The following is a 23,357-nucleotide window of genomic DNA, read 5'->3' as shown; positions in this document are numbered from 1 at the left end:
TCGCGGCCGGGCGACGGGGACTATCGCGGCCGGGCGACGGAGACTATCGCGGCCGGGGACTATCGCGGCCGGGCGACGGAGACTATCGCAGTCGGTCGAGCACTTCGAGCGTTCCCGCGGCGTGGACGCCGTCGGTGACGTGGTCGGCGGCCCCCAGCGCGGCGTCGTCGGCGTTCGCGACCGCGTAGCTCTCGCCGGCGACGCCGAACGTCGAGACGTCGTTCTCCGAGTCGCCGATCGCGACGAACTCCGTGGGATCGCGACCGAGTAGTTCCGCGACGGCTTCGAGCCCGTCTCCCTTGCCGATCTCGGGATCCTTGATGTGGTAGGCGTAGCCGGTGTCGACGACCTCCAGCCCGTGCTCGGCGGCGACCTCGCGCAGCGGCGCTTCGGGCACGTCGAGGTTGGCGGCGAGCTCGGTCTCGCGCCAGCGGTTGACGAGATCCGGCTCGCCCCAGCCCAGATCGTACCCCCGTTCGCGGAGCGACGCCACGGCGGCCTCGGCGGCGTCCCGGGCGCCGACGACGCTGACCTCTCCCTCGGCGTAGACGATGCCGCCGTTCTCGGCGATCACGCGCTCGGGCAGCCCGACGAACTGGCTCAGCGCGACCGGGAACGGGAACGCCTTCCCCGTCGCGATCACGACGGGAGCGGGCCACTCGCGGAGCGGCTCGAATACGCGCGGGTCGATCCCCGGCTCCCCGTCGGCTCTCGTCAGCGTCCCGTCGATGTCGAGTACGAGCGGCGCCGTCATTGTCGGTGGGTCGGCGCTCGCGCCCTAAGCTGTTGCGAACGGCCAGCGGCGTCGGGGCCCCGACGTCGTCGTCGCGATCCGGACAGGCGACGTAATCGCACGGTCCGCACGTTTAACGATGCTCCGGCCCGGAGGTTGGGACATGGTCTCGCGTCGCTGGCTGTACTTCGGCGGCTTCGTCGTCAGCACCGTCCTGCTGGTCGGCGTCGGTCTCCTGGGCTTGCTCGACGCGCTGTCGGCGTTGAGCGGCGGCGTCTACGCGAGCGAGGAGTTCGTCGTGCTGGCGATGCTCGGAGCAGCCGCCGAGTGGGTCGTTGCGGGGCTGGCTCTCGGCGCGATCGCGGCGCTGTTTCTCCTCGCGACCGTCGTCTCCGTCCTCCGGAGCGCGTCGCTGCCCCGGGACGACCGGCTGGCGTCGTTCGTTGAGCGCCTCGAACGGGAGTTCCCGGCCCTGCGCGAGTTCGACGTCTCCGGAAAGGTCGAGCCGACGACCGAGGATCGGAAGGAACAGCTCAGAGAGCGATACGTTGCCGGCGAGATCGGTGAGTCGGAGTTCGAGCGGGAGATGGAGCGACTGCTCGACGACGACGGGGACGGCAGCTCCCAGTCAGTGGCCCGGAGCGAGGTCGAGACCGAGGATCGACGCTGATCGACTGGCCGGCTTTGTCGAAACTCTCAGCGGATGATGTATCCTGACTCGGCGCGGTCGATACGGATCGTACGGCAGACGATCAGAAGGAAAACACGATATCGAGAACAGTAATGACGAGACTCAGGCAAGCGCCGCCGCTGATAATAAAGAGTGAACCAGTAGAGATCGTAAACTCGGCAGGGTCAGTTCGGAGCGACTCGTAACCCGCTCCGAGAAGCAGACCGGCCCCACTTACTGCAAAAAGGAGTGGAACGAGACTCCAGTCTCCGGCAGCGAATGAGCTACCCGCGTTGAGCAGAAACGACAGCCCCAGCACGGCAAGCGCTCCTTGGTACAAATACAGACGTTCCATAGTCTAAAAGTCATATCTAGTTACTAAAATCTGGTGACGTGTAGATCGAACCGCCGTTCGATACGCAGTTCTCACCGACCTGCTGTTTCATGCTATTTTGTGTATGAACGATATTCTTCCGACGGAGACAACTGCCCACTCAGCCCGACGTCGACGGCGCCCGGGGAGGACGCGAGCCTCCGGCGTCAGTACAACTGTTGCTCTCGCTCCTCCCGTTCCTCTTCGGCCCGCGCCGCTTCGGCGTCGCTCTCGCGTTGCTCCAGGTACGCCCGCAGCGCCGGCAGGTACCGCCGCCGCACGTCCCGTCCGAACGCGTAGATGCCGTAGACCCAGAAGAAAAACAGGACGGTGACGCCGACGACGTACACGACGCCGACGGTCGAAACCATCAGTCGTCGCCCTCCGACTCGGCGCCCCGTGCTCGCTGGTCGACGCCGCTGGCGGGCTGGACGAGGCCGTGGGTGATCGCGTCGCCCGATCGGGTGTCGAACAGGTGCAGGCGGCTCCTGTCGAACACGATCTGGACGCGCGCGTCCATCTCGACGTCGGCGTCCGGATCGACGCTCATCAGCACCTGCTCGTCGGGGTCGCGCTCGGTGACGGCGCCCTCCTGCCCGCCGCCCTCGAGGTCGTGGACGATCAGGTAGACGAAGATCTCGTCGCCCATCGGCTCGATGACGTCGTTCTGGGCGGGGAACGGGGTGGTCGGATGGGCGAGTTCGTCGGCGTTCTCTTCGAGGTGTACGTCCTCCGGGCGGACGCCCAGCGTGACGTCGTCGCCGGGGCCGTAGCCGTCGAGGGCGGCGACGTCGAACTCGACCGCGAAGTCGTCGGTCGTGATGCCGTCGGCCGTCAGCTCACCTTCGAGGAAGTTCATGCTGGGCGAGCCGATGAAGCCCGCGACGAACCGGTTGGCCGGCTCGTTGTAGCAGGTCAGCGGCGCCGCGATCTGCTGGAGTTGCCCCTCGTTGAGCACGGCGATGCGGTCGGACATCGTCATCGCCTCGGCCTGGTCGTGGGTGACGTAGATGATCGTCGTGTCCAGCTCCTTGTGGAGGCGCTGGAGCTCCGTGCGCATGTGGACCCGGAGCTTGGCGTCCAGATTGGCCAGCGGCTCGTCCATCAGGAACACTTCGGGCTCCCGGACGATCGCGCGCCCGATCGCGACGCGCTGGCGCTGGCCGCCGGACATCTCTTCGGGCATCCGGTCGAGCATCCCCTGAATCTGGAGGATCTCGGTCGCGCGCTCGACGCGCCGCTCGATCTCCTCTTTGTCGAAATCTCGCAGCCGCAGTCCGAACGAGATGTTGTCGTAGACGTCCATGTGGGGAAACAGCGCGATGTTCTGGAACACCATCGCGATCCCCCGGTCCTTGGGCGGCAAGTTCGTCACCTCGCGATCGGCGATCGTGATCGTCCCCTCGGTGGGGATCGTCAGGCCGGCGATCGTCTCCAGCGTGGTGGACTTGCCACACCCCGACGGGCCGACGAGCGTGACGAACTCGCCGTCGCTGATGTCTAAGTTCATGTCGTCGACTGCCGTTACGTCCGCGTACCGTTTCGTTACGTGTTCTAGTTTGACGTCTCCCATTGTTTTACTCCTTGAGTGCGCCCGCGGTCAGTCCGCTCACGATTCGTTCCTGTGCGATGACGACCAGGATCACCACCGGCAGCACGCCGACGATGCTCGCGGCCGCCATCAGGTTGTAGAACTGCGTGTACTGGCCCTGGTAGCCCAGGATCCCCCAGACGATCGGCGCCCAGTTCTGGGCCTGCCCGTCGTTCATCAGGAACGAGAAGAAGAACTCGTTGTAGACGGCGATGAACGTGAGGATGCCGGCCGTCGCGACGCCGGGCGCCGACAGGGGCATGATCACCCTGAACAGGGCGCCGATCCGCGTCGTCCCTTCGACCCTGGCGGCGTCTTCGAGCCCGTCGGGGATCTGGGCGTAGAACGTCGTCAGTATGAAGATCGACAGCGGCATGAACAGCGAACTGAACGGCAGGATCATCGCCCCCGGCGTGTTGAACAGCACCGGACTCTGAATCGCGACCGGGCCCAGCGGAATCACGACGTTGCCGGTGAACAGATCGAACAACGGCAGCAGGAACGCCGCCGGCGGGAAGTACGAGATCGCCAGAATCAACAGCATCAGCGGCTGTCGGCCCGGGAACTCCAGGCGCCCGAACACGTATCCCGCGAGGCTCGCCAGCAGCAGGACGATCGCCGTCGTCAGCAGCGCGAGGAAGATGCTGTTGAACACGAACCTGCCGAACGGCAGCAGCTCGAAGATCCGTACGAAGGCCTCGACGTTGAATCCTCGCGGCAGTAGCCCCATGTTGGCGATCTGCTCGTTGGGCGTGAGCGCCAGCACCAGCAACCAGTAGAACGGGAACATCATCGTCACGAGGAAAAACAGCGTGACGACGTAGAACAGCCCGTTGTACACCCGCTCGGGGTTCTGCATCGACTCCTGAACCCAGCGCTCGTAGAGACCGGCATCCTCCTCCTCCTGAGACTGACGTGAGGTCTCGGCTTCGCCGGCCATCTCAGATCACCTCCGCTTGACCGCGCGCGAACTGGACGATGTAGATCATCACCGCGCCGCCGATGATCGCGGCGGTGAGGAACGCGATCGCCGCGGACGTGCCGTAGCGCCCGGAACTGAACGTCTGGACGACCATGCACGACAGCGACGGCACGGTGCCACAGTCCGACACCGTTTCGATCAACCCGAACACGCGCATCGCGTTGATCGACCGGAACAGCATCGCGACCAGCACCGCCGGCAGCACCAGCGGGAGCGTGATCATCTTGAACTGCTGCCACTTCGACGCGCCCGAAACCCGGCCGACCTCGTAGAGGCTTCGGTCGATGCTCTGGAGCCCCGCGAGGATCAGCAGCGTCATGAACGCGGTGGTCTTCCAGACGTCGGCGATGACGATGATCACCAGCGAGTCGAAGCTGTTGGTCAGCGGCGTCGCCCCGAAGATGCCGAGGTTGTTGAGCGGATCGGTCGCGAAGCCGATCCCCGGTGCGAACATCAGGTAGAAGATCATCCCCTGGATGACGATCGGCACCGCCCAGGGCAGGATCAGCGCGACGCGGAACCAGCGCCGGCCGCGGAACTCCTGGTCTAACACCAGCGCCGCGGCGAACCCGAGGAGCGTCTCCAAGAGGACGCTGACGACCGCGAAGATCAGCGTCACGAGCAGTGCGCTCCGGAACGGCTGGCTGATGTCGAAAAACGGCCGGGGCAACACCGGCTCGCGCTGTCCCGAGAGCAACTCGACGTAGTTTTGGAGGCCGACGAACTCGCCGACCGTGGCAGCGCTCGTCAAGTTATCTGCGAACAGCGACATCCGGAACGTGCTCAACAGCGGCCAGATCGCGATGACGCCCAGCAACAGGAACACCGGCACCAGCATCAGGTACGCGAACTGCGTCTCGTTGAGCCGTTCGGTCCAGTTGGCCGGCTGGGAGACGACGCTCGCCAGGCTCATGGCGTGGTCCACCCCCTCAGTGAGAGCGGTCTCCTCCCCGGTGCAGGCGGTGTCGTCGCGACGGTTATTCCTGTCTCGTCGCCCCGATGAGACGCGGGCCTATCGAGTCGAGTCACCGTGACGCTTCGGCGACAGCGACTTCCGGAGCGTACGCGCCGGGGCGGGTCGGTTGTCGTGCAGTGAGTTGTCATGTGCATGATCTGTGGTATCACGTGCTCTCCTCGATCTCCTCGAACGTCCTCTCGAGGTCGGCCATCGCCTGCTGGGGCGCCACGTCACCCGCGTACGCGGAGTTGACCGCCTGTGCAGCCTGTCTGGACTGGTCCGGCCAGACGACCGTCACCGGGCGGGCGATGGCGTTCTGGCTGGCGACTTGCAGCGCGTCCATGTATCGGCCCATGACCGGGACGTCTCTCGCTCTCTGGGTGTCGAGCAGGTCGGGTTTGGGCGGGATCTGCCCGAGAATCTCGAACAGATCGAAGTTGAACGAGTCCTTGGTCGCCGCCTCGACCGCGGCGACGGCGGCGGCCATGTTCTGCGTGTTCGGGTTGATCGCGACGTGCCACCCGCCCAGCGCGGCGACGGGGCCGCCGGTACCGGCGTACTCGGCTTCGTCGGACCGCACAGCCCACGGAATCGGCATCACACCGAGATCCTCCCCGAAGGCTTCCGGGGCCCCGTTGACGCTGATCGCGTAGGGCCAGTTTCGGTGCATCACCGTCTCGCCGTTCGAGAACGGCCGCATCGAGGACTGTTCGGTCCAGTTCAGTACCGACACCGGGGCGATGTTACCCGCGTACTCGTTCATCGTGTTCGGCGCGCCGCTGCCGTGGATGAACGTTCGAACCATCCGGATCGAATCGACAACCTGCGGTTCGTTGATCGTGACCGGCCGGTCGTTGATCGGTCCGAACAGGTTTTCGACGCCGCCGAAGTACGCGCCGCCCCAGGAGCTCATGAACTCGTTGAAATCACAGCACGACAGCCCCGCGTAGACGTCAGCCTGGAACGTGTAGCCGTAATCCATTCCCTGCTGTTGCATCACGTCGGCCGTGATCTCCGAGAATCGCTTCCAGGACATCGACTCCGTCGCCCAGTTCTGGCCGTCGGGATCGTAGCCGGCCTCCTCGACGAGGTCCTTGCGGTACTGCATCGTCGGCAGCCCCATCCAGAGCGGGATGGCGTACAGGTCCTCGCTCTCGGGGTCCATCGCCGTCCGGACGCTCATCTCGTTGTAGTCGCTCTTCACTCGATTTGTCGTCTCCTCGGGAAGCACGCGCTCCAGGTTGAGGATCCGTTCGCGCACGATGAACGGTATCGTCCACCCGTTGTCCATTCGCAGGAGGTCCGGCTTCTCGCGATCTGCGGCAAGCCACTGCTCGTACTGGTTTTGCCGGTCCGAGGTCACGTTGCCGCCGGACAGGAAGTTGATGTCGATGTTTTCGGGCATCCCGGCGTCGTGGAGCGCGGAGACGATCTCCTCGGACGCGCCCGCCTCCTGCTCGCTGGCCGCCCACTGGAGCGTGATCGGTTCGTCGGGCACCTCCCCCACGTCGATCTCGCCCTCCTGGGACTCGCTGCCGTAGTCCTGGACGATACACCCGCCAAGCCCCGCCACGACTCCAGCCGCGCCCGCAGCCTCGACGAACCGTCGCCGAGACACGGAGGACGGACCGTCGTCTGTGCCGATCGTTCGAGTGTACTTTCGGCGCCGTCTGTCGCCGTCCCGTCGGCCTCCGTCGTTCCCCCTTTGAGGCATGGCGATTTAGAATTACGTCACTATCGTCCATATACTATTGTGTTTTTTGGGAAAATAATATAAGAACTTAAAATATTCAGTATAGTGCGGGAGTCACTATCGCTATTGCATGGAGTAACCTGCACTTTCGACGAACGGCCGGACACGAGGGCTATCGAGAAGAGAGTCTATCGCAGTTCCGCGTAGACGCCGCCGCGTCACGGGCTCGCTTCCGCGAATTTAGCCCCGCGACCGTTTCACCGACGCGACGCCGAATCGGCTCCGACGTTCGAAACCTCACACCGATAGCTACGTTTCCCGGGACGTAACGAGGGCTTTCGTCTAGCTCGAATAACACGATACCGTTCGTCACTGCAGAATGGCAGGTAGCGGCGTCCCCGTCGGACGAGGAAACTGCAGCCCGTGACCGCGATGACGCTCGGGGACGATCGGTGACGGCAACAATGCTTAACCCGCGACGAGACCGTGTTGGTACCAGATGCAACTCGCCGACCGAACGTGGCCGGAACTGGGGTCGTACTTCGAGTCGGAGTCGCTGGCGATCGTGCCACTCGGGTCGACCGAACAGCATGGGCCCCACCTCCCGGAGGGCACCGACCACATCATCGCGGAAGGGTTCGCCCGCGAGGCGGCCGAGCGCACGGGCTATCTCTGTACCCCGCCGGTGCGGATCGGCGTCTCCGAGCACCACCGGCAGTTCCACGGGACGATGTGGGTCGACCCGGAGACGTTCCGGAACTACGTCGAAAGCTTCTCGCGAAATCTGGCGTACCACGGGATCGACCGCATCGTCTACGTCAACGCCCACGGCGGCAACGTCCAGCACCTCCGCGAGGTCGGACGCCGGCTTCGCCGCGACGGCATTGCCTACGCCATCGAGTGGATGTGGAACGAGAGCATCCCCGACCTCGTCGACGACCTGTTCGAGCACAACGGGCCCCACGGCGGCCCCAAGGAGACGGCGATGATCCAGCATCTCGCGCCCGAACTGGTCCGCGAGGAGAAACTGGAAGCGGCCGCGGAGGGCGGGCTCCGGACGCTCTCGGACGACGATCTGCGGCGCCACGGCGCTCGAACCTTCTACGACGCGATCGACAACACCGACAACGGCGTGCTGGGCGATCAGCGCGACGCCACCGCCGAGAAGGGCGAACAGCTGTTCGAGGCGGCGACCGAGCAACTCGTCGCGCTACTGGAGTGGCTCGACGACCAGCGCTTCGAGGATCTGACCGCGAAGCCCCACGTCTGAGCGACGCTGATTCTGACCGATTCAGGCGATCTCGCGGCTGTGGTCGACCGCAACTTCGTCGGTCAGCTGGAGCCGGATCACGTCGGTCGGCGCGGCGCCGTTGCGGAACTTCGGGACGCGCAGCCGCGTCCGTACCGTCTCCTGTTGTACTTCCGTCGAGAGCTCGAACACCACGTCGGCCATGTACTCGGTGACGTCGCGCAGCGGCGGCGACTCGCGGCCGTCGAGGCAGTGGAGCACGGCGACGCCACCGGTCGACGCCATCTCCTCGCGCAGTTCGGCGAGAAAGCGGCGATAACGGCGTCGATCCGACCGCTCCAGCGCGTCGACCGGGTCGACGATCACGAGCGCGCCGTCCGCGATCGACCGGAGGAGTCGCGTCGCCCGATCGATCTGGTCGTCGCCGCGGGTCTCTCGGACGTGCCACTCGGCGGCGGCGCCGGCAGATCCGGCAGTGTCGCCGGCCCGTCCGTCGGCGTCGCTCACCTGTTCGTCGAGCACGGATCGAACGTCGTCAGCCGTCCGCTCGGCGGACAGGTACAGCGTCCGGCGCCGGCCGACCAACTCGTACAGCAGGAGCTCCGACTGGCTCGACGGCGGCGCCGTCAGCGCCACGACGCTGCCGGCGGGGATGCCCCCGCCGAGCTGGCGGTCCAGCAGGTCGATCCCGGTCCGGAACTGGCGGCTCATCGGCGTCCGCGCGGCGTCCGGTCGGTTCGGTCGTGCGTGCGATGCTGATCGGTATCGATCACGGTACGCCGAGCGTTCGCGTACCTCCCAGTTAGTTACGAGTTCGTTTACGGATCGTAGCCGGTTACTACGGCGCGATTCCCGGGACAGTCGGGCGTCACGAGTCAGTCGGTCAGCCCGTAGCCGCGCTTGAACAGCTGCACGTCGACGAACAGCACGGCGATCGTCAGCGCCGACAGCACGACCAGCGAGACGCACGGGTCGACGTCGGAGTAGCCCAGGAAGCCGTAGCGCACGCCGTCGACCATGTACACCATCGGGTTGAGCAGCGAGAGGTCGCGCCAGACGCCGGGCAGCGTCTCCAGCGAGTAGAACACCGCGCCGAAAAAGACCAGCGGGCGCAGGATGAACTGGTTCATCACCGTCAGGTGATCGAAGTCCTCCGCTAGCAAGCCGCCGATCACGCCGAAGCCGGAGAACAGCGTCGGGACGATCAGCCCGAACGCCGCGAGGTACAGCGGTTGGGCGATCGTGACGGTCGCTATCTGCCCGTTGACCAGCGTGAACGCGACGCCGATCGCGGCGATCAGCACGCCGACGAGGACGCCCCGCAGCGCGCTGGCGACGACGTACGCCGCGACCATCTGGCTGTAGGATAACGGGGATGTCAGCGTCTCGTGGATGTACTCGTTCCACCTGCCGTGGAAGATCGAGAACGAGGCGTTCTCGAAGGCGTTCGAGATCATCCCCAGCACGACCAGCCCCGGCAGGAGGAAGACGATGTAGTCGAAGCCCTGGATCTGGTCGATCCGCCCGCCGAGAATCACGCCGAACACCGAGAAGTACAGCACGTTCGTGATCAGCGGCGGCGCGAACGTGTTGGTGTACCGACGCAGGTACCGCTGGATCTCCCGCTTCAGTAACGCTCGCGCGCCAACTGGCAGTCCAAAGCTCATCAGCGATCACTCCGTTCTCTGTTGGTCATCTCCACGAAAATCTCCTCAAGGCTCGTGCGCGAAATCTCCAGGTCGGCGATCTCGTAGCCCTCGGCTTCGAGCGCGTTGAGCACCTCGGGCGCGGTGCTCCCGCCGTTCCTCGCTCGGACGGCGAGCCGCCCGTCTTCGACGGTCGCCGACTTGACGCCGTCGATCGCCGTCAGCCGGTCGCCGGCCGGTACGGACGCCGACGCGTCGTCGGCGACTGACTCGCTTCCGGCACCTGTCGCCGCGGCGGCGACACGCTCCGGCTCGGCCGTTTGCGCCTGCTCGTCCTCGCGCACGCGGACGTAGATCGTGTCGGTTCCCCGTCCCATCAGCTCCTCGGGCGTCGAGACGTCCAGTTTCGTTCCCTCGTTGAGGATCGCGACGCGGTCGCAGAGGCGCTCGGCCTCCTCGATGTAGTGGGTCGTGAGCAGGATCGTCGTCCCCTCCTGATTCAAAGTTTGGATCACGTCCCAAATGTCGTGGCGAAGCTGCACGTCGACGCCGGCGGTCGGTTCGTCGAGGATCAGCAGGTCGGGGTCGGTCACCAGCGCGCGGGCCAGCAGGAACCGTCGTTTCATCCCGCCGGAAAGCCAGTCGAACCGCTCGTCGCGTTTGTGATGAATTCCGACCCGCTTCAGCGACTCCTCGGCGCGTCTGGTGGCTTCTTCGGGCGGAATTCCGTGGTAGCCAGCCTTGTGCTCGAGAACCTCGATAATCGGGAAGAACCGGTCGACGTTAAATTCCTGGGGCGCCAGTCCGATGGCGTCCCGCGCTTCCTGGTAGTCGTCGACGACGTCGTGACCGAACACGCGGGCCTCGCCGCCGGACTTGCGCGCCAGGCCGACGAGGATGTTGATGAACGTCGTCTTGCCCGCGCCGTTCGGGCCGAGCAGGCCGAAGAACTCGCCCTCCTCGACGCGGAGCGACAGCTCGTCTAGCGCCCTGAGCTCGCCGTACTCCTTGACGAGCCCGTCCGTCTCGATAGCTGGCGGCATCTACCGGAAACTGGGTTCGCACTCGGTTAAGCCGCACGCAATCGGTCGGTTGCACGCGCGGAACTGCCGAATTTACCGCCGTTCGGCGCCGAACGTACTGGGGCTCGACGCCGAGATCACCACCGCATGGCGCCGCGGCGACCGCGGCGTCTCACCGCCGCTCCTTGTGGCTCACCGCGATGCCCTCGCCGATCGGCATCACGGCGGTCTCGAACTCCGGCGCGGCGCGCACGGCGTCGAGGTACGTCGCGATGCCGCGTGTGTGCTCGTTGACGTCGTCGGGGTCGCCGCCCTCCTGGAACTCCAGGAGCTTCTCGAACTGGATCGGTCCGGCCGTCATCGCGTTGTCGGCGACGATCACGCCGCCGGGCGCGACCTTCTCGCGGACGGCGTCGAACGCGTCGGGATACTGGTCCTTCCGGAGGTCGACGAGCACGACGTCGAACGGGCCCTCGTGGCGCTCGATCGCCGCCAGCGCGTCGCCTTCCTCGTAGGTCGCGAGGTCCGAGACCCCGCCGCGGTCCATGTACTCGCGGGCCATCTCGAGTTCGTCCGGGTCGTGCTCGGTCAGCACGACCTCGCCGTCGGCCGGGAGTTCGCGCGCGAACCAGTACGCCGAGTAGCCGTAGCCCGAGCCGAACTCGAACACGCGCCGGGCGTCGACCGTCCGGGCCAGCAGCGCGAGCCAGCCCCCGACCTCCGGACCGACGTGCGGGAAGCCGTTTTCCTCGGCGTACTCGTCCATCTCTTCGAGAATCTCGTCGGGCTGCGGTCCCACTGCGCGCACGAACCGGGCGCTCTCGTCGGGCAGGACGTCCGTCATAGGCGTATCGAGTTCGCGCCGGGTGAAATACTCTGGGCAACGAGTTCAAAAAGTGCGGACGGGCCGCCCGGTCAGTCGTCGCCCGCCGCCGCGGTTTGTTGCTCCTCGATGTGCTCCATGATGTCGTCCGTCTCCTCGACGAACCGCTCCTCGTCGAACCGTGCCCCGTGCAGCATCGTCGAGAAGTACTTCGTGGTGCCCGCGACGTTGACCGCCTCCGTCAGCTCGGAGTCGGTGACGTCCGCGAGCTTCGCCTCCTCCCGGTGGAAGTAGACGCAGTACGGGCACTCGATCGCCGCGGCCGCTCCGAGGCCGACGAGCGCTTTCTCCCGGTCGGACAGTTCGGTCTCCCCGAGCAGAAGATCCCGCATGATCCCCCAGCTGTGGTCGGCCGCTGGATCCGAGATCACTCCCATCCAACTCGGTACCTGGCCGAAATGCTCCTCGATCTCCGCGTGCGTGTCTGCTGATGCCATTGTCGTTCTCCCCGGGTTCCTCATCTGCTCACGGCGTCCCCCGGCGCCGAGAGCAGGCCCGAAACCCGGTTATGATTTCGGTTCGCACCAGTATGAATCTAATTTATTGACATCCGATACCGCTTGACAATCGGTTACGGCGTCGTGCCTGAATCGATGGTTCTCCGGACGCGAGTGACGTCGTTCGTCCCGGGAGTCGAACGCACAGCGGTCAACCCCCGATCACGCGGTCGTCTCCGACTGCTCACCCCGATCGGTCAGGGCTTGATAACGGCCCGCCCCTCGATCTCCCGGTGCTCCAGCCTCTCGGCGACTTCGTTGATCTCGCCGAGGTCGTACTCGGTCGTGTGCAGGTCCATGATCCCCTGCTCGACGAGCGCGACGAGCTCCTCCAGCTCGGAGTACTTGCCCACGAGCGTCCCGCGGTAGGACATCTCGGCGTCGACCAGATCCTGCGCGGGTTGGTGGACGTCCCCGCCGTAGCCGACGATGTGGTGGTCGCCCCCCGGCGCGACGATCTCGGGCCCCAGCGCGGTCGTGCTGTCGGCGCCCACGAAGTCGAGTATCTGCGTCGCCCCGTCGCCCTCGGTGATCGATTCGACGGCTTCGGCGACGTCCTCGTCGCCCGAATTGATCGTGTAGTCCGCGCCGCAGTCCTCGGCGAGATCGAGCGCCTCGTCCTTCAGGTCGACCGCGACGATTTCGGCGGCGCTCATCGCGTCGAGCGCCTGGACGCCGATGTGTCCCAGCCCGCCGATCCCGATGGCGACGGCGTAGCTGCCCGGATAGAGTTCGTCGACGGCCTTCTTGGCGGCGTGGTACGCCGTGATGCCGGCGTCGGCGTGTGGCGCGATCTCGACGGGGTCCACGGTGTCGAGGGGAATCACCGAGCGCTCGGAGGTCAACAGGTACTCGGCGAACCCGCCGTCGGTGTCCAGCCCCGGAAACGACAGGTTCTCGCAGTACATGTCCTCGCCGACCCGACAGGCGCGACACTTCCCGCAGGTCATCACCGGGTGACAGATCACCTGATCGCCCTCCGCGACGGTGGTGACCTCCTCGCCCGTCTCGACGACCGTCCCGGCGTTCTCGTGGCCCAGCGTCATCGGCAGCTCCTGATCGACGTACGGCGTCCACATCCCCTCGATGATGTGGTTGTCAGTCTGGCACCAGCCCGCGCCCTCGACCTCGACGACGACGTGGTCCGACCGCGTCGGCTCCGGCCGGTCGACCTCGTCGATCGCCAGCGCGCTCCCCATCTCCTCGGTGTACTCGTGAAGTCTCGCGGCTTCCATAGTCCGTGTTAGACTTTGTCAGCCGCGGGCAAAAATCTAGTAGCTGTGAACGGTTCGCCGATTATTTCGAATCCCAGTTGGCGAATCTCCGGATCGGATCAACAGCACTATCTTCTCCCCGGGGCCTTGGTCCGACGATACGAACATATGACGGGTACCGAGGAGGCGCCGTCCGCGGGCGCGACGCCCGACGGCGGCATCGAACGGGAGCAACCGATGTCCGACGGATCGGCATCCGACGATCTCGAGTACGGCATCGACGACAAACCCCCAGTGGGCGAATCGGCCGTGCTGGGCGTCCAGCACTACCTGACGATGGTCGGCGCGAACATCGCCGTCCCGCTGATCCTCGCGGACGCGATGGGGATGCCCCCCGGCGTGACCGCACGGTTCATCGGCACGTTCTTCGTCGTCTCGGGGATCGCCACGCTCGCCCAGACCACGTTCGGGAACCGGTACCCGATCGTACAGGGCGCGCCGTTCTCGATGCTGACGCCCGCGCTGGCGGTCGTGACGGTCGTCACGACGACCGGCGTCGGCGCCGGCGACTGGGAGGCGGCGCTGTTGCAGTTGCAGGGTGCGATCATCGTCGCCTCGCTCGTCGAGGTGGCGATCGGGTACTTCGGGTTGATCGGCAAACTGCGACGGTACCTTTCGCCGGTCGTGATCGCGCCGACGATCGCGCTGATCGGGCTGTCGCTGTTCGGGGCGCCCCAGATCACGGCGGCCCAGCAGAACTGGTGGCTGCTCGGGTTGACGCTCGGGTTGATCGTGCTGTTCTCGCAGTATCTCGACGTTCGTCACCGGGCGTTCCGTCTCTATCCCGTCGTCCTCGGTCTCGCGATCGCCTGGCTTCTCGCCGCCGGACTGTCGGTCGGGGGCATCATCGAGAGCGGACAGCCCGGCTACATCGCGTTGAGCGACATCACCGACACATCGCTCGTCCTGCCGATCTACCCGTTCCAGTGGGGAACGCCGCAGTTCACCGGCGCCTTTATCGCCGGGATGATCGCCGGCGTGCTGGCGTCGGTCGTCGAGAGCATCGGCGACTACTACGCCGTCGCGAACATCACCGGCTCGGGCGCGCCCAGCGAGAAGCGGATCAACCAGGGCATCGGCATGGAGGGGCTGATGAACCTATTCTCGGGCATCATGGGTACCGGCGGCTCGACGTCGTACTCCGAGAACATCGGCGCCATCGGGCTGACCGGCGTCGCTTCCCGCTACGTCGTCCAGATCGGCGCCGCGGTGATGATCGTCGTCGGCTTCGTGGGCTACTTCGGGCAGGCCATCGCGACGATCCCGGACCCGATCGTCGGCGGCCTGTTCGTCGCGATGTTCGCACAGATCGTCGCGGTCGGGGTCTCGAATCTCAAGCACGTCGATCTCGACTCCTCGCGCAACACGTTCATCGTCGGCTTCGCGCTGTTCGTCGGACTGGCGATTCCGGCGTACATGGGGAACTTCCAAAGTATCGCCGGGTTCCGGGCGGGCCTCTCTGGCGTCGCCGTCGTCGGCCCGCTGCTCGGCGAGCGGCTGATCGCAGACACGATCTACGTGATCGGCTCGACCGGGATGGCCGTCGGCGGCCTGTCGGCGCTCGTGCTGGACAACACGATCCCCGGCAGTCGCGAAGAGCGCGGCCTCGCGGCGTGGGAGCGACTCACCGAGGACGACGACGAGTTCGAGTCGTTCTGGGATCGCTGGGCCGGCGCGGACGACTGAGCGACTCCGCGAAAACGGATCTCAGGGTTTGTGCGTGAACAGAACCGGCGTCCCGTCGTGGACCGTCGTACAGAGGTCCAGCGGCATCGTCTGGTTCAGACTCGTGTACTCGTTCTTGCAGACGACCATGTCGTCGAACGGCTCCTCGCAGGCGGGGCAGGCGAGCGAGACGGTGTTTTGATACAGCTTGATCGAGTCGTTCTCCTCGCGCAGCGTCGTCGAGGAGACGAACTTGTCGAACTGTTCCATACCCGCCTATTCGTGCCGCGAATGTTAAAACTATATCCCGGTCAGGCGAGGGGACCGGTGTACTCACCACCCGACCGTCTCGGCGCGTCGAGTACGCCGAGCTTACTCGCCGCGTCGCCGCGCGCGACTGAGATTCGTTCAAAGGTTGTCGATGCTCAGTTCCACGAATCGTTCCTCTCAGAGCGAAAATGGTAGCAAGAAGCGAGTGTCCGTGTGACGGATCTGAAAGAGTTAAACCGCCCAATACCCAGAGTACGGGTATGACTAGAAACGACGTGCAACTGGGGGTCGTCGGACTCGGTAACATCGGGCACTACCACGCGGACCGGCTGACCGAGCTCGGCGCCAATCTCGTCGGGGGGATGGACATCGACTCCGACGCTCGGGCGGACTTCTCGGAGAAGTTCGACGTACCGACGTTCGAGGATCACGCGGAGCTGTTCGAGCAGGTCGACGCCGTCGTCGTCACGACGCCGAACAAGTTCCACGAGCAGTACGCCGTCGACGCGCTCGAAGCCGACATCGACGTGCTCCTCGAGAAGCCGCTGGCCGACACCGTCGAGAGCGCCGAGCGGATCGTCGCGGCGGCCCGCGAGGCCGACAGCTTCTGCATGGTCGGGTTCCACAGCCGCTATCACCACCAGGCCGAGATCATCAAGGACCAGCAGACGACCGGCCAGTTCGGCGACGTCACCCACGTCGAGGCGAACTACGTTCGGCGCCGCGGCATCCCCGGGCGGGGCTCGTGGTTCACCGCCGAGAACGTCGCTGGCGGCGGCTCGCTGATCGACATCGGCGTCCACGCGATCGACCTCGCGCTGCACTTCCTCGATTATCCCGAGGTCGTCGAGGTTTCGGGCACCGCACGCTCGGAGTTCGGCACGAACGAGGACTACGCCTACGTCGACATGTGGGGCGACGACCAGGGCGCCGACCACTTCGACGTCGACGACTCCGCGACGGCGCTGATCCGCTGTGCCGGCGGCCAGACGATCTCGCTGGAGGTCGCGTGGGCGACTAACCGCCCGCCGACTCAGGAGTTCTTCGTCCGGGGCACCGAGGCCGGCGCGCGCTTCGACAAGTCCAGCGGCGACCTCGAACTCTACGAGGCGGGTCAGGGCGGCGCACACCACCTCTCGACGACCGAGGTCGAGACGCGCTCGCACGATCCCCACCGACAGGAGCAGGTCGCATTCCTCGAGGCCGTGGCGTCGGGCCAGCCCCCCGAACGCAACACGGTCGACGAGGCGCTCACCGTCCAGCGCGTCATCGAGGCCATCTACCGGTCCGGCGAGACCGGCCGCGCCGTCAGACTCGACGAGGAGGTCGAGTCCGACGCCGACGCGCCCGTCGCGAACGACTAACTCCGAGTTCCTCTCTGTCGTTTCTCTCCGAAGTTTTATTCTCCAGTCGGTCGTTGCGAGCAGTATGGACATCGGCGTACACACACCGCCGCTTTACGATCGTTCGTTCGAGGACGCGCTCTCCGTGCTCTCGGAGATGGGCGTCGACGCCGTCGAGCCCGGCGTCGGCGGCTACCCCGGCGACGACCACCTCCCGCGGTCGGAGTATCTCGACGACGCGGACGCTCAGGCCGAACTGCAGGACGCCCTCGACGAGCACGACATGCGCATCTCGGCGCTGGCGACCCACAACAACCCGCTCCACCCCGACGACGAGCAGGCCGAGGCGGCCGACACCGAACTCCGCGAGGCGATCGAACTCGCCGGCCAGCTGGACGTGAACACGGTCACCTGCTTTTCTGGGCTGCCGGCGGGCGGGCCCGACGACGACGTGCCGAACTGGATCACGGCGCCGTGGCCCAGCGAGCACGCCGACGCTCACGAGTACCAGTGGGAAGAGGTCGCGATCCCCTACTGGAGCGAAATCGCCGAGTTCGCCGACGAGCACGGCGTCGACGTCGCCATCGAGATGCATCCCAACATGCTCGTTTACGAGCCACACGGCATGCTCGAACTCCGCGAGGCGACGGGCCAGCGCATCGGCGCGAACTTCGATCCCTCGCATCTGTACTGGCAGGGAATCGAGATTACCGACGCGATCCGCCTGCTCGGTGAGCACGACGCCATCCACCACTTCCACGCCAAGGACACCAAGGTCTACGAGGAACAGGCCCGCGAGAAGGGCGTCCTCGATACGACCGCCTACACCGAGGAGGCCGACCGCTCGTGGCTGTTCCGCTCGATCGGCTACGGCCACGGCGAGTCCCACTGGAAGGACATCGTCTCGACGCTCCGGATGGTCGGCTACGAGGGCGCGCTCTCGATCGAACACGAGGACTCGCTGACCTCCTCGCTCGAAGGGCTGGAGAAGGCCGTCGACATGCTCGATCGCGCCGTCTTCGACACCCAGCCCGGCGACGCCTACTGGGCGTAGCGCGCACGTACATTTTTAAGCCATCGGCGGACAACGTACCGCCACGATGGAGATCGAGATCACTCACCGTCCCGCGTACGCCCACCTGAACGTCGAGCTCGAACAGGGCGAGTCGATCCTCGCCGAGCCCGGCGCGATGGTCAGCCACTCGTCGACGATCGGGATCGAGACGACGTCGAGTCGCGACGGGCTGCTCAGCTCGGCGAAATCGATGCTCGGCGGCGAGTCGCTGGTCGCAAACGAATTCACCGCCGAGGGCGGGCGCGGCACGGTGACGCTCGCGCCGCCCAAGCCCGGCGACGTCCACCACCACGAACTGAACGGCGAAACGCTGTACGCCGTCGACGGCGCCTTTCTCGCTTCCGGCCCGGAAATCGACATCGACTCCGAGTTCGGCGGGCTGCAGTCGATGCTGGCCGGCGCGAGCATCACGCCCCTGGCACTCAAGGGGACCGGCAGCGTCTTCATCGAGGCGTTCGGCGGACTGGAGACCGTCGAACTGGGAAGCGGCGAGACGTACACCGTCGACAACGAGCACGTCGTCGCGTGGGAGGAGTCGGTCGACTTCGACGCCCGGCGCGTCGGCGGCCTCAAGTCGACGCTGCTCAGCGGCGAGGGGCTCGTGATGGACTTTTCGGGCCCCGGAACGGTGTGGTACCAGACGCGCGGGCTCGACGCCTTTACCTCGGCCATCGCCGGCTCGCTGCAGGGCGGCAACGGCGACGACGACGGCGGGGTCAACGTCGACGTGTTCTGAGCCGGACCCGGGGATGATCGCAGACGGGAACAACTAACTTGAGTTCCCACGAATCACCCTCCATGACCCTACAGGTCGGCGTACTCGGCTATCGGTTCATGGGACAGGCCCACGCGAACGCGCTGGCTCGGCTGCCGATGTTCTTTCCCGACGCGCCCGACGTCGAGCGGGACGTTCTGATCGGTCGCGACGAGGACGCGCTGGCGGACGCCGCCGACCAGCTCGGCTTCTCGCGGACGGCGACCGACTGGCGCGACGTGATCGACGAGGTCGACGTCTTCTACAACCTCGGCCCGAACCACGTCCACGCCGAGCCGTCGATCGCGGCGCTCGAAGCGGGGACGCCAGTCTTCTGCGAGAAGCCGCTGGCGCCGCGGCTCGACGAGGCCGAGGAGATGGCCGCCGCGGCGCGGGACGCCGACGTGCCGGCCGGCGCGGCGTTCAACTACCGCTTCGTCCCGGCGATCCGGTACGCGAAGAACCTGATCGACGACGGCGAACTCGGCGAGATCCACCACGTCCGCGGCCGGTACCTCCAGGACTGGCTGGTCGACCCGGAGGCGCCGTGGTCGTGGCGCAACGACGAGGAGATGGCCGGTTCCGGCGCGCTGGGCGACCTCGGCTCTCACACCGTGGACCTCGCGCGCTTCCTCGTCGGCGACCGACAGGGCGAGATCGATCGCCTCTCGGGGCATCTCAAGACGTTCGTCGACGAGCGCCCCGTCGAGGGCGACGACGAGACCCGTCCGGTGACGGTCGACGACGCCTACTCCGCGCAGGCGGAGTTCGAGGGCGGCGCGATGGCAACGTTCGAGGCCTCGCGGTTCGCCAACGGTCACAAGAACGACCACACGATCGATATCCAGGGCTCGAAGGGCAGCCTCAAGTTCTCGCTCGAACGCCTGAACGAGTTGAAGGTGCTCCGCGAGCACAACCGCGGCTACGAGACCGTGCTCGTCACCGACGAGTCGGACCCCTACGTCGAACACTGGTGGCCGCCGGGCCACGTCATCGGCTGGGAGCACACGTTCGTCCACGAGAACTACGAGTTCCTCACCGCGGTCGCCGAGGGCGGCGCGGCGTCGCCGAACTTCGAGGACGGACTGGCCGCACAGCGGGTGCTCGACGCCGTCGAGCGGAGCGACGACCGCGGCGAGTGGGTCGACGTCGAGTAGGGCGTCTCGGCGGCGGCGGATCGAGGTTGGATGCCGGATGGTGGTTCGAGACGGCCCGTAGGGGGACTTTCTACTGGATGAGATAGAGACAGCGCGCGAGTCTTGCACGACGAGCCGCTCGAATAGCGAGCAACGAGAAACGGTCGATACCGTCAGCACGAGCAGTTGCCTGAAATCCACGACGGATCGGAAGTTAACACATATATTCGATAACCGGGTGTTTCTACGTAATATGCGATTCTGTGACGAGTGTGGTTCGATGATGCACACGGAGGGCGACACGTGGCTGTGTCGCTCCTGTGAGAACGAGGAGTCGCGAGACTCGCAAGCGGAAGCCGCGATGGCGATCCAGGATGGACAGCGGGACGACGGGGCACCCGACGTGGCCGACGCAACCCAGGGCTCCACCGAGACGATGCAAGAGCCCTGTCCGGCGGACGACTGCGACAGCGACCGGGCCTACTACGAGATGCTGCCGAAGCCGGGCGGCTCCTACGAGGTGCGGCTGTTCACCTGCGTCGAGTGCGGCCACAAGTGGCGCGAGTCCTGACTCCTCGGTACCAAACCACTCAATTCGTAGATGTCCGTATCGACGCGCCGCCCTCAGAGTTCCCGATTCTTCTCGTCGGTGACGACCGAGTCGATCAGTTCGAGCGGCGTCGCGTCGTAGGCCGGGTTGCCGACCTCGAACCCCTCGGCCGGTTCGAGCATCACCTCGCTGGCGGGGCGATAGTCGTTCTCGAAGACGAACCCTTCCTCGACGATCTTGGTGCCCGATCCGACGACGGTCATCGGCGTCCCGACGGTGTCGGCGGTCGCGGCGATCGGGAACGTCCCGACCCGGTTGTACAGTACGTCGTCGACGATGCAGGTGATGCCGGTCATCGCGAGGTCGCACTTCTCGAGGTAGTGTCCGCAGGCGCCTTCGGTGATCAGCGTCACGTCGATCGGGTCGTAGCCCGCGAGCGTCCGCGCGGTTCGCCGGCCCAGGTAGCGCGGCCGGCCCTCGGTGACGTACACGTCGAGGTACATGCCCTCCGCGATCGCCAGCTCGATCGCTTCGAGCACCGTCGTCGAGTAGTCGTGGGTCATGATCGCCATCCCGTCCTCGAACAGGTCGACGGCGTTCGCAGCGGCCCTTCGCTTGCCTTTCTCGATCCCCTCGACGACGCCGTCGATCACCTCCTGAGCGTCCCGCTTGGCTTCCTCGATGTCGTCGTAGTCTCGGGTCGTTACCGCGTCTTTCACCTCCAGCATCGCGTTCTGCAGCGACGCGTGAGAGGGGTTCGCCCGGCGCAGCGCGCTGACGTTGCGATCGATGTCGCGCTCGAACTCCTCGACCGTCGCAAAGTCCCTGTCGAGCAGCGATTCCAGCGCCCGGGTCGCCTTGATCGCCACCGTCGAGGAGCTCGACGTCTGCATCTCCTCGATTTCCGCGACAGTCTCGTTGATCATGTCATCACACTCGCGGCAGGCGGGCAAAGTCCTTGCGGGGAGGGCAACGCTCCGTCCCGACGCAGAGGATCGACCGACGAGCGTCGGCATCGATCGGTCGGAGACCGGCGTCGGAACCGTGATGCGGTCGCGGGCCGTACGTTCCGGCGATGGTTTCGGTGAGCTACACCTGTCCCTACTGCGACGCCGTCGTCGAGATCGAGCGGGACGCCTACCTCGCGGACAAGTCCGTGACGCGCGAACCGCTGGCGGGGTACGACTACGCGTCGACGACCGACGACGATCGCGAGGCGGCCGACGGCATCCAGTTCGTCTGTATCGGCGATCCCGAGGACGAAGGCAGCGGTTGCGGCCGGACGTTCTACCTCAACTTCATCAAGTACGAGGGCGGGTTCGAGCGCGACGACGGCCCGTCGCTGGAGGACGCCCCGCGGTTCGATTTCCGGCCCTGACCGACAGCGACTCCCTACCGTTCCGGACGTGCGTTACCGCCCCTCGTCGTTGACGGCAGCGTCGCCTTCGCGGTCGGCTTCGAGCGTTTCCACGCGCTGCTCCAACTGCTGGATCCGACGCTCGGCGTTCTGCACGGAGTTCCAGAACGCCCCGAGTACGATGAGTAACACGCCACCGAGCAACAGTCCGGCGGGGCCGGACAGGAGAAACAGCAGGATGCCGATCGGGAGCACGAGAAGCGAGGCGAGAACGTAGATTCCGTCGACGCTCATCGGCCGATATTGTAGATTGGCCGACACTAAAAGTTGCGATCCGGGTTCCGCGTTCGGATCGCTACGCCGCGAGCGGCGTCGTTACTCGTACAGCGGGTGCTCGGCGGCGAGCCGGTCGATCTCGGCTTCGACGTCGTCCCGGACTTCCTCGAAGTTGTCCTCGGCGACGGCGTCGACGACCTGCGCGATGAGGTCGCCGACGGTGCGGGTCGCCTCCTCGTCGAAGCCGCGCGTCGTCAGCGGCGGCGTGCCGGCGCGGATGCCGCTCGGGTTGAACGAGCTGCGGGTCTCGCCGGGCACGGTGTTGGCGTTCAGGACGATGCCGACCTCTTCGAGCGCCTCCTCGGCGTCGTTACCGGTGACGTCCGGGTGGGACTCGCGGAGGTCGACGAGCACGAGGTGGTTGTCCGTGCCCTCCGAAACGAGGCTGAAGCCGTGGTCGGCGAGCGTCTCGCCGAGCGCTTTGGCGTTGTCGATCGTCTGCTGGGCGTACTCCTCGAACGAGGGATCGAGCGCCTCCTCGAAGCCGACCGCCTTGCCGGCGATGTTGTGCATGAGAGGGCCGCCCTGCGCGCCGGGGAACACGGCCGAGTCGACGTCGTCGGCGTACTCCTCGTCGCAGATGATGATGCCGCCGCGGCCCGCGCGGATCGTCTTGTGGGTCGAGCCGGTGACGAAGTCGGCGACGCCGACCGGCGAGGGGTGGACGCCCGCCGCGACCAGGCCCGTGATGTGGGCCATGTCTGCGAGGTGGTACGCGTCGGCGGCGTCGGCGGCCTCCTGGATCTTCTCCCACTCGACCGTGCGGGGGTACGCCGAGTAGCCCGAGACGACGATGTCGGGATCGAACTCTTCGGCCTGCGCTTTGACCTCCTCGTAGTCGATGTAGCCCGTCTCGGGGTCGACCTCGTACTGCTCGACCTCGAACAGCTGGCCCGTGAAGTTCGCCGGGTGGCCGTGTGAGAGGTGGCCGCCGTGAGTCAGGTCCAGCGAGAGAATCTTGTCGCCGGGGTCGAGTACCGCCAGGTAGACGCCCATGTTCGCCTGCGTGCCCGAGTGGGGCTGGACGTTGACGTGGTCGCCGCCCCAGAGTTCCTTCGCGCGCTCGATGGCCAGGTTCTCGACCTCGTCGGCGTACTCGCAGCCCGCGTAGTAGCGGGCGCCGGGGTAGCCCTCGGCGTACACGTTCGTCAGTGCCGAGCTCTGGGCTTCCAGGACCGCCTCGCTCGCGTGGTTCTCGCTGGCGATCATCTGGAGGGTGCTTCGCTGGCGCTCTACCTCGCCGCTCAGGGCGTCTGCGATCTCGGGATCGACCTCCCTGACGGTGTCGTACTTCATGTTC

26 protein-coding genes are annotated in these 23,357 nt (G+C 66.0%); 9 read left to right on the top strand and 17 right to left on the bottom strand.

The features are described 5' to 3' along the window. Positions 1–82 precede the first annotated feature (82 nt). The gene (locus NO931_RS04230; protein WP_256391373.1) at positions 83–754 is read right to left on the bottom strand and encodes a phosphoglycolate phosphatase; all 672 of its coding nucleotides are present in this window, start codon (positions 752–754) and stop codon (positions 83–85) included. 142 nt (positions 755–896) lie between these two features. Here NO931_RS04230 and NO931_RS04225 point away from each other — a divergent pair, with 142 nt between their 5' ends. Next, positions 897–1,403, top strand: coding sequence for an SHOCT domain-containing protein (locus tag NO931_RS04225; protein WP_256391372.1), 507 nt, complete (start codon positions 897–899; stop codon positions 1,401–1,403). 82 nt (positions 1,404–1,485) lie between these two features. On the opposite strand, the gene NO931_RS04220 is transcribed toward NO931_RS04225, so the two are convergent. The 6 genes from NO931_RS04220 to NO931_RS04195 all read right to left on the bottom strand — a co-directional run bounded on the left by NO931_RS04220 (position 1,486) and on the right by NO931_RS04195 (position 6,925). Next, entirely contained in the window at positions 1,486–1,758 is a 273-nt protein-coding gene (locus NO931_RS04220; protein WP_256391371.1) for a hypothetical protein, read from the bottom strand. A 185-nt stretch (positions 1,759–1,943) separates the two neighbouring features. Beyond that, positions 1,944–2,147 (bottom strand): DUF8005 family protein, encoded by a 204-nt coding sequence (locus NO931_RS04215; RefSeq protein ID WP_256391370.1) that lies wholly within the window; start codon positions 2,145–2,147, stop codon positions 1,944–1,946. Beyond that, positions 2,147–3,349 (bottom strand): ABC transporter ATP-binding protein, encoded by a 1,203-nt coding sequence (locus NO931_RS04210; RefSeq protein WP_256391369.1) that lies wholly within the window; start codon positions 3,347–3,349, stop codon positions 2,147–2,149. The genes NO931_RS04215 and NO931_RS04210 overlap by 1 nt, the downstream gene beginning before the upstream one ends. A gap of 4 nt (positions 3,350–3,353) precedes the next feature. Further along, a complete protein-coding gene (locus NO931_RS04205) occupies positions 3,354–4,307 on the bottom strand; it encodes a carbohydrate ABC transporter permease (RefSeq protein ID WP_256391368.1) in 954 nt (317 codons plus the stop codon). A gap of 1 nt (position 4,308) precedes the next feature. Beyond that, on the bottom strand, positions 4,309–5,262 hold the full coding sequence (locus tag NO931_RS04200; protein WP_256391367.1) for a carbohydrate ABC transporter permease: 954 nt from the start codon (positions 5,260–5,262) through the stop codon (positions 4,309–4,311). 208 nt (positions 5,263–5,470) lie between these two features. Beyond that, entirely contained in the window at positions 5,471–6,925 is a 1,455-nt protein-coding gene (locus NO931_RS04195; RefSeq protein WP_256391366.1) for a twin-arginine translocation signal domain-containing protein, read from the bottom strand. Between the two features lie 574 nt (positions 6,926–7,499). On the opposite strand from NO931_RS04195, the gene NO931_RS04190 reads away from it, so the two are divergent. Then, positions 7,500–8,270: a creatininase family protein gene (locus NO931_RS04190; protein WP_256391365.1), complete on the top strand. Its 771-nt coding sequence runs from the start codon at positions 7,500–7,502 to the stop codon at positions 8,268–8,270. Between the two features lie 21 nt (positions 8,271–8,291). Here the strand turns inward: NO931_RS04190 and NO931_RS04185 are convergent, their stop codons facing one another. The 6 genes from NO931_RS04185 to NO931_RS04160 form a co-directional block, all read right to left on the bottom strand. Then, positions 8,292–8,960 (bottom strand): RAD55 family ATPase, encoded by a 669-nt coding sequence (locus NO931_RS04185; RefSeq protein WP_256391364.1) that lies wholly within the window; start codon positions 8,958–8,960, stop codon positions 8,292–8,294. Positions 8,961–9,124: 164 nt separating this feature from the next. Next, positions 9,125–9,916 carry an ABC transporter permease gene (locus NO931_RS04180; protein ID WP_256391363.1) on the bottom strand — a complete coding sequence of 264 codons (792 nt, stop codon included), beginning with the start codon at positions 9,914–9,916 and terminating at the stop codon, positions 9,125–9,127. Further along, positions 9,916–10,938, bottom strand: coding sequence for an ABC transporter ATP-binding protein (locus NO931_RS04175; protein ID WP_256391362.1), 1,023 nt, complete (start codon positions 10,936–10,938; stop codon positions 9,916–9,918). Before NO931_RS04175 ends, NO931_RS04180 begins: the two co-directional genes overlap by 1 nt. A gap of 151 nt (positions 10,939–11,089) precedes the next feature. Further along, the gene (locus tag NO931_RS04170) at positions 11,090–11,761 is read right to left on the bottom strand and encodes an O-methyltransferase (RefSeq protein ID WP_256391361.1); all 672 of its coding nucleotides are present in this window, start codon (positions 11,759–11,761) and stop codon (positions 11,090–11,092) included. 71 nt (positions 11,762–11,832) lie between these two features. Continuing rightward, the gene (locus tag NO931_RS04165) at positions 11,833–12,237 is read right to left on the bottom strand and encodes a carboxymuconolactone decarboxylase family protein (protein WP_256391360.1); all 405 of its coding nucleotides are present in this window, start codon (positions 12,235–12,237) and stop codon (positions 11,833–11,835) included. 257 nt (positions 12,238–12,494) lie between these two features. Then, the gene (locus tag NO931_RS04160; RefSeq protein ID WP_256391359.1) at positions 12,495–13,532 is read right to left on the bottom strand and encodes an NAD(P)-dependent alcohol dehydrogenase; all 1,038 of its coding nucleotides are present in this window, start codon (positions 13,530–13,532) and stop codon (positions 12,495–12,497) included. Between the two features lie 216 nt (positions 13,533–13,748). Between NO931_RS04160 and NO931_RS04155 the strand changes: the two genes are divergently transcribed. Further along, complete coding sequence (locus NO931_RS04155; RefSeq protein WP_256391394.1) at positions 13,749–15,257, top strand: uracil-xanthine permease family protein; 1,509 nt, start codon at positions 13,749–13,751, stop codon at positions 15,255–15,257. Positions 15,258–15,278: 21 nt separating this feature from the next. Here the strand turns inward: NO931_RS04155 and NO931_RS04150 are convergent, their stop codons facing one another. Then, complete coding sequence (locus tag NO931_RS04150; protein WP_097007777.1) at positions 15,279–15,506, bottom strand: DUF7385 family protein; 228 nt, start codon at positions 15,504–15,506, stop codon at positions 15,279–15,281. A 260-nt stretch (positions 15,507–15,766) separates the two neighbouring features. On the opposite strand from NO931_RS04150, the gene NO931_RS04145 reads away from it, so the two are divergent. The 5 genes from NO931_RS04145 (at position 15,767) to NO931_RS04125 (ending at position 20,385) form a co-directional block, all read left to right on the top strand. After that, on the top strand, positions 15,767–16,870 hold the full coding sequence (locus NO931_RS04145) for a Gfo/Idh/MocA family protein (protein ID WP_256391358.1): 1,104 nt from the start codon (positions 15,767–15,769) through the stop codon (positions 16,868–16,870). Between the two features lie 64 nt (positions 16,871–16,934). Further along, on the top strand, positions 16,935–17,903 hold the full coding sequence (locus tag NO931_RS04140) for a sugar phosphate isomerase/epimerase family protein (RefSeq protein ID WP_256391357.1): 969 nt from the start codon (positions 16,935–16,937) through the stop codon (positions 17,901–17,903). Positions 17,904–17,949: 46 nt separating this feature from the next. Then, the gene (locus NO931_RS04135) at positions 17,950–18,660 is read left to right on the top strand and encodes a TIGR00266 family protein (protein ID WP_256391356.1); all 711 of its coding nucleotides are present in this window, start codon (positions 17,950–17,952) and stop codon (positions 18,658–18,660) included. A 62-nt stretch (positions 18,661–18,722) separates the two neighbouring features. Continuing rightward, the gene (locus tag NO931_RS04130; RefSeq protein WP_256391355.1) at positions 18,723–19,835 is read left to right on the top strand and encodes a Gfo/Idh/MocA family protein; all 1,113 of its coding nucleotides are present in this window, start codon (positions 18,723–18,725) and stop codon (positions 19,833–19,835) included. A gap of 232 nt (positions 19,836–20,067) precedes the next feature. After that, a complete protein-coding gene (locus tag NO931_RS04125; RefSeq protein ID WP_256391354.1) occupies positions 20,068–20,385 on the top strand; it encodes an RPA12/RPB9/RPC11 RNA polymerase family protein in 318 nt (105 codons plus the stop codon). Between the two features lie 53 nt (positions 20,386–20,438). Here the strand turns inward: NO931_RS04125 and NO931_RS04120 are convergent, their stop codons facing one another. Next, complete coding sequence (locus tag NO931_RS04120) at positions 20,439–21,290, bottom strand: eIF2B alpha/beta/delta subunit family protein (protein WP_256391353.1); 852 nt, start codon at positions 21,288–21,290, stop codon at positions 20,439–20,441. Between the two features lie 149 nt (positions 21,291–21,439). On the opposite strand from NO931_RS04120, the gene NO931_RS04115 reads away from it, so the two are divergent. Further along, entirely contained in the window at positions 21,440–21,742 is a 303-nt protein-coding gene (locus tag NO931_RS04115) for a DUF7969 family protein (protein WP_256391352.1), read from the top strand. Positions 21,743–21,775: 33 nt separating this feature from the next. On the opposite strand, the gene NO931_RS04110 is transcribed toward NO931_RS04115, so the two are convergent. Further along, entirely contained in the window at positions 21,776–22,015 is a 240-nt protein-coding gene (locus NO931_RS04110) for a hypothetical protein (RefSeq protein ID WP_256391351.1), read from the bottom strand. Positions 22,016–22,096: 81 nt separating this feature from the next. Then, on the bottom strand, positions 22,097–23,353 hold the full coding sequence (glyA, locus tag NO931_RS04105) for a serine hydroxymethyltransferase (RefSeq protein ID WP_256391350.1): 1,257 nt from the start codon (positions 23,351–23,353) through the stop codon (positions 22,097–22,099). Positions 23,354–23,357: the final 4 nt, after the last annotated feature.

The sequence above is a fragment of the Natronoarchaeum rubrum genome (assembly GCF_024494695.1).
Note: the sequence above shows the minus strand (reverse complement) of the source record. Positions and strands in the feature narration are given on the sequence as shown.